We start from the raw sequence: 10,677 nt of genomic DNA, 5'->3' as shown, positions 1-10,677 counted from the left end.
CGCCAGGGCCGACGGCGACGACTTCACCCTCTTGGGGCTTTTCCTTGGCGGTTTCGGGGATGATGATGCCACCCTTGGTCTTCTCTTCGCCATCAAGGCGACGGACCACGACGCGGTCATGCAGCGGACGGAACTTCATGGTTCTGTCTTCCTCTAAGAAGGTAGAAACGGAACGCGCGGCCTGCGTGGAAACGCTGCCGGCATCTGTTAGCAGTCTCGAGGATCGAGTGCTAACGGATGCCGCGGAGATAGGCTCGCCCCCCGGATGAGTCAAGGAAGCTTCTCGGCGGAAAGTGAATCGAAATTGCGGCGCGGCAAGCGGGGCGTCGCAAGACAGGGCATGGCAAGAGGGATGCTGCGCAATCCCATGCGACGCGCTATCCTGTTGGAATGACCGAGCCCGTGCCCGATCCCCGGCTTGACGACATCGCCCGTTCCTGCGTCGCCTTGCACGTTCGAATGACTGCACGCGCCGTCACGCGCGCCTATGACGAGGCGATGCGGCCGAGCGGGCTGAAGATCACCCAGTTCGTCCTGCTCTCGGCGCTCAGCACCGGCGCCTTCCGATCCGTGACCGAGCTGGCCGAGCGTTTTGCGCTGGAACGCACCTCGCTCACCCGCAACCTGCAATTGCTCGCCGCGGAGGCGCTGATCGAACCGCTGGAGTGCAAGGGGAGGGCCCTGGTCTATGCCGTGACCGACAAGGGCCGCGCGGCGATCGAGGCCGCGATCCCTTACTGGCAGGCGGCGCAGGAGCGCATCGAGGGCGGGCTCGGCCGGGAACGATGGAACGAGACCCGCGATGGCCTGCGGGCCTTGCGGCGGGTTGCCCGCGGCGCGACCTGAACGCTGTCTCGGGTGGAAGCAGGCCTTGACCGTGCGCGGCTTCTCAGTAACGTGTATCTGCACGTTAATCGAGGGCTGTCCATGTCGCGAAAGATCGGCGTCGTCTCACGCGAAGTCTTGCTGGCCGAAGACGGTGTGTCCTTCCTGCGTGGCATGATGGAGGGGCGACATCCCGGCGCGCCCTTCGCCGATGCCATGGATTTCGATCTCGCGGAGGTCGAGGAGGGGCGGGTGGTGTTCGTCGGCAAGCCGTCGGCGCGCTACTTCAATCCGCTTGGCACGATCCATGGCGGCTGGACCGCGACGATCCTCGATTCAGCCATGGCCTGTGCGGCGCACGCGACGCTGAAGGCCGGGGAGGGCTACACGACGCTCGAGATGAAGATCAACTATGTCCGCCCGGTGATGCCGGGTGGCGGGATCGTACGGTGCGAAGGCAAGCTGATCCATCGCGGCGGCACGATCGCGACGACCGAAGGCAGGCTCACCGACGAGCGCGGCAAGCTGCTCGCGCATGGCACCGAAACCTGCATGATCTTTCCGGTCGGCGTTGCGGCAGGCCGCTGAAGTGGCGTCGTCCAGCGGTTCGTGACTAGGATACGCGCCGATGCCCCGGGGCGGAGTTGTCCATGCAATTCGCAGCGTTCCAGGATCTCGCGGTCGACGCAGCTTTTCAGTCATTCGCTGAGCCGCTGAGGACGCCGCTGCTCCGGCTGCGTCAGCTTATCCTCGACACAGGCGCCCGGACGACCGGGCTCGGCGGACTCGTCGAAACCCTGAAATGGGGCGAGCCTGCCTATTTCCCTGTGAAACAGCGTGTGGGGACGACCGTAAGGGTCGCTGCGTTGAAGGGATCGAGCAAGCACTACGCGATGTATGTCCATTGCCAGACGACACTGGTCGAGACCTTCGCGCGTCACTACCCCGACACCTTTCGCTTCGAAGGCAGCCGCGCCCTCGTCTTCCGGGAGGAGGAGGAGATTCCTGTCGGGCCGCTCGAACACTGCATCGGGCTCGCGCTGACCTACCATCGCTGGCGCTAGGGCTGGGCGCGATAGGCACTCGGACTGGCCCCCATCACCTGCCGGAAGCGGCGATTGAAGGTCGAGAGATCGCCGAAGCCTGCATCGAACGCGATGTTCGCGATCGTCAGGTCGGACCGGCGAAGCATCGTCGCGGCACGGTGCATCCGTGTCCGCAGCAGGAACTGATGCGGCGTCATGCCGATGAGCGTCCGGAAAGTTCGCAGAAAATGATAGCGGCTCATCGCCGCCTCGCGGGCGAGACCGGCGAGCGTCAACGGCTGCTCGCTTTCAGCTTCTATCAGCCGCAATGCTCTGGTGACCCGGCGCGCGTCCTGGGCGCTGGGGGCGACCGCCGCCGGGGGCTCGCCATTCTGCAGGGCTGCGACAGCGCCAGCAAGCCGAACCGCGATCTCCTCGAGCTGGTTTGCATCGCAGCGCGCGGCCTCCGCTACTGCCGCGAGCCGGGACGATGCCAGCGACGGTGGCAGGCAGGCCCGCGCAAATTCGAACCGCTTGGCTGCCGGCACGCCGGCTACGATGTCTTCCAGGTGTTCGGGCTCGAACTGGAAGGCGAGGCAGCGATCGCCGATAGCGTGTTCGTGGCCGCATTCGAAGCACGTGCCTCGATTTCCGAGCAGGATCGCGCCCGGCGCGAGCACGGCGGTTCCGAGTGAAGAGCGATACTGAAAGCTGCCCGCGGTGACGACAGCGATGCAGCAATGCTCATGCCGTTCCTCGAAGGCAGGATCGGACGGGCCCGCCGTGCAGACGATGTCACGCACCCGCCAGCCCGGGCCGGATGCCAGAAGTTGCGACGTCGCGGTCATCTTAATTCAGCAATTTTTCCCAAGCGCAAAGCGGTGAGAGCAGCCTAACTCGGGGCACATTGCACAGCACTGGAGCCTGAACATGGCAGTGGCCATCACCGCTTTGAAGGAGGTACTCCATGCCGGCGGGCCCGCTCCCGATCGGGTCGAGCAGATGGGTCTCTACAGCTGGCTCATCGGGGCATGGGCGATGGATGCCGTGATGCATGCCGATGATGGCACTCGGCACGAAGGCAAGGGTGAGATCTGTTTCGGTTGGGTGCTGGGCGGACGGGCGATCCAGGATGTCTGGATCCTGCCCGGCTTCTTCCACGGCACGACGCTGAGGGTCTACGACCCCGCGCTCGACGCCTGGCATATCCTCTGGAGCGACCCGCTCAAGCAGTATTACACGCGTCAGCTCGGTCGGGCCGAGGGGCCAGATATCGTCCAGCACGGCAAGCTGGAGGACGGCACGGCGATCCGGTGGCGCTTTACCGAGATCACACCGAACGCTTTCCGCTGGCTCGGAGACCTTTCATCCGATGACGGAAAGACCTGGCGCCTGCAGGCCGATTTCCGCGCCCGGCGCCTCGCCACCTGAAGCCCCCTGAGGAGAACCACCATGCTTGACCATGTCTCGATTGGCGTTCGCGAGATCGCTCGCGCAAAGCGCTTCTACGACGCGTCGCTCAGTGCCCTCGGCTACCGCTGCCTGAGCCATGACGACAATTCGCTGGGCTATGGCGGCGATGCGGTCGCATTCTGGATCGGCAGGGCCCAGGCTCCTGTCCCGCCGGATCCGGGCTCGAACCTGCACTTCTGCTTCGCGGCCCCCAGTCGGGCGAGCGTCGACGCCTTTCATGCGGCAGCGATGAAGGCGGGCGGCAAGGACAATGGCGTGCCAGGGCTGCGGGCGGATTACGGGCCGAACTATTACGCGGCCTTCGCAATCGATCCCGACGGCTATCGGATCGAGGCCTATTGTGGGCAGCCGGATGGCTGATGGATCACGGCGCCTGCCAGGGCGCTACCGCCTCCTTCAGTGCGTCGTGGGAAGATTCCGCGCGGACCATTCGCTGCGGGGAACCGCATCGCCGACCAGGAACTCGAAACCGGCAACCTTGCTGCGATCGGGCGTGGTCTCGCATCTGAACCTGAGCCTGTACCATTGCTGCTTGCTGCGGAAGGCGGCGCCGTCGGCCTGCAGCATTCCCGCCGAGAATCTGGTGTCCGCCATGGCGTAGGCGACAACCCTGTCCGGCTGGAACTCTGCTTTCCATGCCTGGATCTGGCTCATCGCTTCGAGGTTGCATAATTGCTCGATGCGCTCTGAGGGATCCAGGTGGGTCAGGGCTTCCCGCGCCTGCCGGCTGCGCGGTTCGGCAAGGACCTTGCCGGATAGCGTTCGTCTTGCTCGGATCATGACGGGCGCCGCAACGACAGGAGGGGTATTGGGCCGGGGCTGCGGAGGAGACTGCGGCGCTGCGGCAGTGATCTCTGGCGGTGCAGGCTTCGGAGCCTCGGGAACGGGCTCCTGCTGCCTTGGTTCGGCCACGGCTTCGGCCTGTTGCTGCGTGACCAACTCGACCTCGATGCTGTCCTCCGGGGCCGGTGTCAACGGCTCGATACTGGGGAGCCAGATCAAAGCCCCCAAAAGACCGACATGCAGACCGAGCGAGCCGATGGCGCCATGGGCTTGCGATCCGTGACGCGGATGTCGGAAGAACCTCATGGATCACAGCGCTGCCGCGATGAAGAACGCACTCAACCGCGGGCCCCTCCGCGTGCTGTTCGGACGGCTGCAGAAGTCGCAATCAATCGGGCGCTTTTGCGGCAGCGGCTCGATTGTCGGACGGGATATCGCATCCGGCGGGATGATCTGATCGTCCGTGTTTGCATTGGCCTTCCCGAAAGCCGAAATCCAGCCTTCGGGCCGATGCTCTAGCGTCTGCTGACCGCAACGGCGCCGGCGACGATCAAGACGGCGCCCGCATAGGTGGTCCAGAGCGGAATTTCGCCGAAGAAGGCAAACCCGAGCAGGCTCGCCCAGACAAGCGCCGTGTACTCGATTGGCGCGAGCCGCGACGCGGCTGCGCGAGCAAAGGCGGAGGTCAGCATGAGATGGCCGGCGACGCCGAGCAGGCCGGCGCTGAGATAGGCAAGCAGGTCCTTGCCGGTCATGGGCACGAAGGCGAGCCAGGCAGGAATGGCGAGGCAGAGCGCCGGCCCGCAATTCTGGAAGGCGACGATGACGGCTGGATGTTCCTTCACGGCGATCCGTCGCAGCAGGATCAGATTGAACGCATAGGACACTGCTGAGAACAGGGCTGCGGCGACGCCGAGCTCCGCTCCGGTGACGCCGCCCTGCAGCCTGGGCCAGACCATGACGAGCATGCCGAGCAGGCCGAAGCCGAGGGCCTGGAGAATGCGCCCGTCGAGCCGTTCCTTGAGCAAAAATCCGCCGAGCAGGGCGACGAAGACCGGCGCGAGGAAGGACAGGGTAAGCGCCTCCGCCAGAGGCAGCACCGAGATGGAATAGAAAAAGCTGCCGGCGGTGAGCACTACGAGCGGCACGCGCACGACATTGCCGATCAGGCTGCTGCGGGTCGGGAAGGCCGGGCGCACCGCCGCAAGCACGATGAGGGCGCAAAGGCCGCCTGCGGCAAAGCGCATGAACAGGGTGACGATGAAGGGATGGTGCTGCATCTGCGCCTTGATCACCGCGTCCATTGCGGTGAGCAGGGCGATGCCGAAGACGGCTCGGAGCGCTGTGCCTGCGGTCATTCCGGTTGGCCGGTGAGGCGCTTGCGGAAATGATACTCCCAGCTGAAGGAGATATCGCCGAGATAGCGCTGCCCCGGCCAGCGGACGAAGCCGAGCTTCTCGTAGAAGCGATGGCCGCGTGCAAAGCGCGCGTCGGACCACAGGATCATCTCTGCATGGTTGCCGGCTTCCGCGAAGCGCAGCGCCTCTGCAAAGAGCACCTGCGCAAGGCCGGCGCCGCGCCAGGCGGGAGAAACGTAGACCTTCGCAAGCTCGGCGGCATTCTGTTCGGGAACTGGAAAGATGCCGAGCGACCCGGCGATCCCGCCATCAGGCGCCTCTGCGATCCAGAGCCGGCCGCCCTTGGCCGCGAAATGGCTCGCCGGCCTCCGCAACTCCGGAAACTCCGACCAGTCGAAATGGCAATCGGGATATTCGGCGAAGCTCGCGGCGATCAGGGCGGCGAGCGGTTCTGAATCATCGTCGCGCGCGGCGCGAAGCGGCGGGAGGCTTGCGGTCATGCCGCAGCGATGCAGGCCAATCCGGATTGGCGCAAGGGGGAGGCGCAACCGCTGCGCGCATGCCGTTCAGCTCAGCAATGCACATGCCGCATCGGCGGTCTGTTTCGGCGCTGCTGCGCCGGTCGCTCGACACCAGCGGAATCCGGAACGCGAATGGCCAGATATTCGACGCGCTTCCGCTTGGAAATGCACGAGCGGACGGTTAGGGCAGTTGTATATCGATGATGTGGTTGCCGTGTGAGTCGCGCGGCAGCTTCGTGCTGGCGCCATGACCGGGATCATATGACTGTTCTCGTGCCCTTCATCATCAATGCCGGGCTGAATTTCGTCCTCGGTCTGCTCATCGCCTATTTTCTCGGGCCCGCGGCTTTTGGACTCTACGCCATTGGCGCGGCCATCGTCGTGCTGGTGAACACCGCGCTGCTCGACTGGCTGAGGGTCTCCGCGATCCGCTTCTACTCCTTGGCGGCGCGCGAGAAGCAGCCGGAGATCCGCGCGACACTGGATATCCTGGCGGCCGGCATCAGCATTGCCCTGTCCGGCCTGCTGATCGCGGCGATCGTGGCAGGCATCGATTTCCGCCTGCCGGCGATGCTGCTTGCGGCTGCCGTGCTCGGCGGCATCGGGGCTGGGCTGTTCGACTATCATGGCGCGATTGCGCGGGCCCGCTTCCTCGACGCCGCCTATGCCAAGCTGATCATCGTCAAGAACGTTCTGGCGCTGATCCTGATGGTTGGCGGAGCCTGGATCACGCATGATCCCGCCATTGTTCTGCTTGGCGGCCTGATCAGCGTGGTGGTGGCGCTGCTTCTCGTCCGGCGGGCGCTGGCCGATGCGCCGCTTTCGCTGTCGGCGGCCGACAAGGCCGTCGCCTGGAGCTTCTTCATCTATTCCCTGCCGCTGATCGGCAGCAATGCGGTCTACTCGCTGATCCCGCTGATCAACCGCTCCCTGCTCGCCGGCGCCCATGGCTTTGCCGAGGCCGGCTATTTCTCCCTGGCCTCGGATATGGGGCTGAAGCTCTTCGGCACGCTCGCCTCGACCCTGGAGATCGTGCTCCTGCGAGAGGTCATTCGCCTCGACGAGACGCGCGGGCGACGGGCGGCACTGCGTCGTATCGCGGAGAACGTCGTCGTGGTCTTGATGGTGGCGCTCCCCGCTGCCGCCGGACTGTGGCTTGTCCTCCCCGCCTTTGAACGGCTTCTGGTTCCGCCGAGCTTTCACGGTCATTTCTCGGCCTATATGTCGATCCTGATCCCCGGGTTCGTGGCTTTGACGATCTCGCAGGCGGCCTTCATCCCGGTCTTTCTCCTGGACAAGCGCACCCGCATCGCGCCCATGGCAACGGGCCTCGGCCTGGCCTGCAATCTGCTGCTGGTGCTCACTCCCCTCGGAGCGGCGGGACCGCAGCGTTACGCCTATGCGCAGGCAAGTGCTTTCATTGTCGCGCTCGGGGTGACTGCGGCTGCGGCACTCCGTTCGCTGCCGATCTGGCCGCCACTGCGAGATTGCGCCTGCGTGCTCCTCGCCGTGCTGTCGATGGTTGCTGCAACCTGGCCGCTGTCCGGCCGTTTCGCGGCCCCCATCGAACTCGTGCTCCAAGTCGGCGTGGGGGCGCTCGTCTATGCGGTTGTCATCCTGGGTTGCGACGTGATGCGGAGCCGCTCCCGGCTTTCCTTGTGGTGGGTCATGCGCAAAAGCCGCGCGGCCCGATGAGATGGCAAGGTTTGCCCGATAGCCCGGCGCCTGCCGAAGAGCTCTGCACGGTCACCCGAAACGCTTCGTTCACTCTCTCTCTAGGCGGGTTGCTAAGGTTAATTCGCTGAAGTCACGCGATTGCTGGCGGAAACGCTGACGAAGCGGCAGCGATTCACCATTCCTTTGAGGGCGGCTCCCCAGGCTCTTCGCAGCTTGCTGAAGAGAGTTGCGTCATGCGTCCCGTCCTGTTCGTTCCGCTCGCGATCCTGTCCGGGATGTGCGCCACCAACGGCCCCGTCTCCGCGCAGAGCTACGGGCGCCCAGCCGATCCTCTGGTGACCGGCTCTACCGCGCGTGGCAACTACGGTGGCGGCTTCATCGAGATGCTGATGACCGGTCGGGACCCGACGCCCCAGGGCCGGGGCGGGGCGGTCTATAATCGGCCGGGCGGCTACTCCGCCTATGGCCAGCGCGTCGTACCCGGGCAGGGCTATGGCGCCGATCCGTTCGAGCAGGCATCCGAGCCGCGGGCTCCGGGGCGCCGCATGGCCGCGCTCGGTGAGCCCATGCAGATGCAACGGCCGATCGAGCGCGTGCTCGATCCGCGTTTCCAGAAGCAGGAAGTCGCCTATGACGGCCCGCACAAACCGGGCACCATCGTCATCGACACGCCGCGGAAGTTTCTTTTTCTCGTCCAGCCTGGTGGCCGCGCCTTGCGCTATGGCATCGGCGTTGGGCGACCAGGTTTCGAATGGGCTGGCATGAAGGCTGTGACGCGCAAGGCGGAATGGCCGAGCTGGACGCCGCCGGCCGAGATGCTGAAACGCCGCCCGGATCTGCCGCGCTTCATGTCCGGCGGGCCCGAGAATCCGATGGGCGCGCGCGCGCTCTATCTCGGGTCGTCGCTCTATCGCATCCACGGCACGAACGAGCCGCACACGATCGGTCAAGCCGTTTCCTCGGGCTGCATCCGGATGACCAATGACGATGTGACGGACCTCTATGGCCGGGTGCGGGTCGGCGCAAAGGTGCTGGTGATCTGAGGCGGCTCACCACCTGCGCAGCCGTCACGAGCTTCCGATGAAAATGCCGGTCGCAAGGACCAGCAGGCCACCGAGCACGATCTGGACGATCGCCGATGTGAACGGCGTCTCCATATAGCGCCAGCGGACCCAGGCGATCACGATCAACTCGATCGCCACGATGATGCCGGCGATGGCCGTGGCGGTCCAGAAATCGGGGATGAGGTAGGGCAGGGTATGGCCGAGCCCGCCGACCGTGGTCGCGACGCCGCAGGCAGCACCACGCACCCAGGGATGCCCCCGTCCCGTGATGGTCCCGTCATCCGAGAGAGCTTCGGTGAGGCCCATGCTGATGCCCGCGCCGACCGATGCGGCGAGGCCGACCTGGAAGGCATTCCAGGAATCATGGGTCGCGAAGGCGGCCGCGAATATCGGCGCGAGCGTCGAAACCGTCGATCAATCCGGCAAGCCCTGGCTGAACGATCTGCAGCACGAACAGGCGATGACGGGTCTGGTCTTCCTCGGCGGTCGCATCCGAGGTCAGGATGGTTTCGCCGAGGCGCTGCGCCAGGCTTTGATGCGATTTCTCGGCTTCGGAAAGGTCAGCCAGCAGTTTGCGCGTCTCGACGTCATGCGCCCGTTGCGCTGCACGAGCGTAGAAGCCCGAGGCTTCCTCTTCCATCAGCGCCGCTTGCGTCCGGGCGGTGTCGAGTCGCAGCCCGTCCATCAGCCAGACCGGGTTGCGCTTCAGGAACCCCTTCACATCCTGGCGGGTGATGTAGGGCAGTTCCTTGCCGAAGCGCCGCTCATAGAGCGAAAGCAGGCTGTGGCGATGACTTTGCTCTTCCGCCGCCATCTCGTCGAAGACCTCGGCGGAATGCGGGTAGATCGGCCGAAGGCGATTGGCGAGGGAAAGGTAGATTCGGGAATCCTCTTCCTCATTGGCGATCGCGAGCGCGAGGATCTCGGCCTCGTCCAGATCGTCGATGCGTTTCATGATCACCTCTTAGATTAGAATTATTCTAATCTAAGAGGTGCGCGCCGGGTTGGGAAGGCCCCCAACGAAAACGGCCCGCCGGAGGGCGAGCCGTTGTTGGTACGGGTGGACGCAGCCGGAATCAGGCCCAGTCGCCGCCATCATCGATGGGGTCGTCGTCCTGGCCGGGTTCATAGGGCTCGTCGTAGCTGGCCTGATCGTAGGTTGCCTGGTCGGAAGCACCCTGATCATAGGCCGCCTGCTGGTTGTCGGCGGTGCCGGCATCCTTTTCAGCCGTATCGGCCGGTTTGCTGGCGTCGGCCGCCTTGCTGGCATCTGCCGTCTCCGCGGCTTTTGCCTCGCCGCCCTTGCCGCCGCCAAAGGCGTTGGTCAGGACATTGCCGAGCATCATGCCGCCAGCGACGCCGGCTGCCGTCGTCAGCGCTGAGGCCATGAAGCCACCGCCACGTCCGGGCGCCTGGGCCTGCTGGTTCGCCCAGGGGCCCGCCTGCTGCTGGCCTTGCGGGCCGCCGAAAGCCTGACCGGGGGCTGGCTGCTGCTGCGGTTGCTGACCGGTCCAGGCGGCCGATGGGGCCTGCCCTGCCGGGCGCGCCGGGAAGGCCGGCACGGAACCGCTGCGTGCCGGGGCGTCAGCTGGCCGAGATGCGCCGCCGAAGATGCCCGACAGGAAGCCGCCGGCCTGCGCCGGAGCCTCGCTCGGTCGGCTCTGCAGGTCACGAACCTGCGCCTGCAGTTCCTCGACCTGGGCCTGAAGGTTGGTCAGCGCCTGTTCCTGAACGTAGACGGCCTGCGCCATGGCATAGGGCGCATAGGGCTGCTCGCGCAGGCGCTCCGCGATGTAGCGTTCAGCCTCGGGGTCGCGGGGCTGGTTGGCCGCCTGTCTCAGGCGATCGAAAATCCCGGCGATCACGTCGCGTTCTTGCGGCGTCATCGTCATCTCCTCTCGTTTGGACGGCGCGGGTGCGCCGCCGCGTCAAGAGGTGGGGACTGCCTGTG

The 10,677-nt window shown here is 65.4% G+C and carries 13 protein-coding genes and 1 pseudogene; 7 read left to right on the top strand and 7 right to left on the bottom strand.

The features are described from left to right. A partial coding sequence (locus tag AC1DW9_RS32880; protein WP_476855313.1) for a co-chaperone GroES occupies positions 1-139 on the bottom strand: 139 nt, incomplete at its 3' end. A 320-nt stretch (positions 140-459) separates the two neighbouring features. Between AC1DW9_RS32880 and AC1DW9_RS32875 the strand changes: the two genes are divergently transcribed. From AC1DW9_RS32875 to AC1DW9_RS32865, 3 genes are all read left to right on the top strand, one after another. Beyond that, a complete protein-coding gene (locus tag AC1DW9_RS32875; protein ID WP_176733255.1) occupies positions 460-846 on the top strand; it encodes a MarR family winged helix-turn-helix transcriptional regulator in 387 nt (128 codons plus the stop codon). Positions 847-927: 81 nt separating this feature from the next. Then, complete coding sequence (locus AC1DW9_RS32870; RefSeq protein ID WP_441489049.1) at positions 928-1,413, top strand: PaaI family thioesterase; 486 nt, start codon at positions 928-930, stop codon at positions 1,411-1,413. A 62-nt stretch (positions 1,414-1,475) separates the two neighbouring features. Beyond that, complete coding sequence (locus AC1DW9_RS32865) at positions 1,476-1,889, top strand: DUF1801 domain-containing protein (RefSeq protein WP_441489050.1); 414 nt, start codon at positions 1,476-1,478, stop codon at positions 1,887-1,889. Here AC1DW9_RS32865 and AC1DW9_RS32860 read toward each other — a convergent pair. Beyond that, positions 1,886-2,698, bottom strand: a complete 813-nt coding sequence (locus tag AC1DW9_RS32860) for a helix-turn-helix transcriptional regulator (protein ID WP_441489051.1) — start codon at positions 2,696-2,698, stop codon at positions 1,886-1,888. The genes AC1DW9_RS32865 and AC1DW9_RS32860 overlap by 4 nt on opposite strands. A gap of 82 nt (positions 2,699-2,780) precedes the next feature. Between AC1DW9_RS32860 and AC1DW9_RS32855 the strand changes: the two genes are divergently transcribed. Together AC1DW9_RS32855 and AC1DW9_RS32850 are read left to right on the top strand one after the other, a co-directional pair. Beyond that, positions 2,781-3,281: a hypothetical protein gene (locus tag AC1DW9_RS32855; protein WP_441508629.1), complete on the top strand. Its 501-nt coding sequence runs from the start codon at positions 2,781-2,783 to the stop codon at positions 3,279-3,281. 21 nt (positions 3,282-3,302) lie between these two features. After that, the gene (locus AC1DW9_RS32850) at positions 3,303-3,683 is read left to right on the top strand and encodes a VOC family protein (protein WP_441489053.1); all 381 of its coding nucleotides are present in this window, start codon (positions 3,303-3,305) and stop codon (positions 3,681-3,683) included. 36 nt (positions 3,684-3,719) lie between these two features. On the opposite strand, the gene AC1DW9_RS32845 is transcribed toward AC1DW9_RS32850, so the two are convergent. The 3 genes from AC1DW9_RS32845 to AC1DW9_RS32835 all read right to left on the bottom strand — a co-directional run bounded on the left by AC1DW9_RS32845 (position 3,720) and on the right by AC1DW9_RS32835 (position 5,964). Beyond that, entirely contained in the window at positions 3,720-4,412 is a 693-nt protein-coding gene (locus tag AC1DW9_RS32845) for a DUF930 domain-containing protein (RefSeq protein ID WP_441508628.1), read from the bottom strand. A 209-nt stretch (positions 4,413-4,621) separates the two neighbouring features. Beyond that, on the bottom strand, positions 4,622-5,464 hold the full coding sequence (locus AC1DW9_RS32840) for a DMT family transporter (protein WP_441508627.1): 843 nt from the start codon (positions 5,462-5,464) through the stop codon (positions 4,622-4,624). After that, on the bottom strand, positions 5,461-5,964 hold the full coding sequence (locus tag AC1DW9_RS32835) for a GNAT family N-acetyltransferase (RefSeq protein WP_441489056.1): 504 nt from the start codon (positions 5,962-5,964) through the stop codon (positions 5,461-5,463). Before AC1DW9_RS32835 ends, AC1DW9_RS32840 begins: the two co-directional genes overlap by 4 nt. A 282-nt stretch (positions 5,965-6,246) precedes the next feature. On the opposite strand from AC1DW9_RS32835, the gene AC1DW9_RS32830 reads away from it, so the two are divergent. Beyond that, positions 6,247-7,680 carry a lipopolysaccharide biosynthesis protein gene (locus AC1DW9_RS32830; protein ID WP_441508626.1) on the top strand — a complete coding sequence of 478 codons (1,434 nt, stop codon included), beginning with the start codon at positions 6,247-6,249 and terminating at the stop codon, positions 7,678-7,680. Between the two features lie 215 nt (positions 7,681-7,895). Then, positions 7,896-8,705, top strand: a complete 810-nt coding sequence (locus tag AC1DW9_RS32825; RefSeq protein WP_441489058.1) for a L,D-transpeptidase — start codon at positions 7,896-7,898, stop codon at positions 8,703-8,705. 24 nt (positions 8,706-8,729) lie between these two features. Here AC1DW9_RS32825 and mbfA read toward each other — a convergent pair. Together mbfA and AC1DW9_RS32815 are read right to left on the bottom strand one after the other, a co-directional pair. Further along, positions 8,730-9,681: pseudogene (gene mbfA, locus AC1DW9_RS32820) on the bottom strand (iron exporter MbfA). Positions 9,682-9,802: 121 nt separating this feature from the next. Then, positions 9,803-10,612, bottom strand: a complete 810-nt coding sequence (locus tag AC1DW9_RS32815; protein ID WP_441489060.1) for a DUF2076 domain-containing protein — start codon at positions 10,610-10,612, stop codon at positions 9,803-9,805. Between the last annotated feature and the right edge of the window lie 65 nt (positions 10,613-10,677).

This window comes from Allobosea sp. P4_E12 (assembly GCF_056401655.1).
The sequence above is the reverse complement of the archived record's forward strand: the minus strand, read 5'-3'. Positions and strand labels throughout refer to the sequence as shown.

What these genes read in the sequence shown, in the direction of transcription:
- AC1DW9_RS32875 (WP_176733255.1), top strand. Translation starts at nt 460, where the DNA reads ATGACTGCACGCGCCGTCACGCGCGCCTATGACGAGGCGATGCGGCCG.
- AC1DW9_RS32870 (WP_441489049.1), top strand. Translation starts at nt 928, where the DNA reads ATGTCGCGAAAGATCGGCGTCGTCTCACGCGAAGTCTTGCTGGCCGAA.
- AC1DW9_RS32865 (WP_441489050.1), top strand. Translation starts at nt 1,476, where the DNA reads ATGCAATTCGCAGCGTTCCAGGATCTCGCGGTCGACGCAGCTTTTCAG.
- AC1DW9_RS32860 (WP_441489051.1), bottom strand. Translation starts at nt 2,698, where the DNA reads ATGACCGCGACGTCGCAACTTCTGGCATCCGGCCCGGGCTGGCGGGTG.
- AC1DW9_RS32855 (WP_441508629.1), top strand. Translation starts at nt 2,781, where the DNA reads ATGGCAGTGGCCATCACCGCTTTGAAGGAGGTACTCCATGCCGGCGGG.
- AC1DW9_RS32850 (WP_441489053.1), top strand. Translation starts at nt 3,303, where the DNA reads ATGCTTGACCATGTCTCGATTGGCGTTCGCGAGATCGCTCGCGCAAAG.
- AC1DW9_RS32845 (WP_441508628.1), bottom strand. Translation starts at nt 4,412, where the DNA reads ATGAGGTTCTTCCGACATCCGCGTCACGGATCGCAAGCCCATGGCGCC.
- AC1DW9_RS32840 (WP_441508627.1), bottom strand. Translation starts at nt 5,464, where the DNA reads ATGACCGCAGGCACAGCGCTCCGAGCCGTCTTCGGCATCGCCCTGCTC.
- AC1DW9_RS32835 (WP_441489056.1), bottom strand. Translation starts at nt 5,964, where the DNA reads ATGACCGCAAGCCTCCCGCCGCTTCGCGCCGCGCGCGACGATGATTCA.
- AC1DW9_RS32830 (WP_441508626.1), top strand. Translation starts at nt 6,247, where the DNA reads ATGACTGTTCTCGTGCCCTTCATCATCAATGCCGGGCTGAATTTCGTC.
- AC1DW9_RS32825 (WP_441489058.1), top strand. Translation starts at nt 7,896, where the DNA reads ATGCGTCCCGTCCTGTTCGTTCCGCTCGCGATCCTGTCCGGGATGTGC.
- AC1DW9_RS32815 (WP_441489060.1), bottom strand. Translation starts at nt 10,612, where the DNA reads ATGACGCCGCAAGAACGCGACGTGATCGCCGGGATTTTCGATCGCCTG.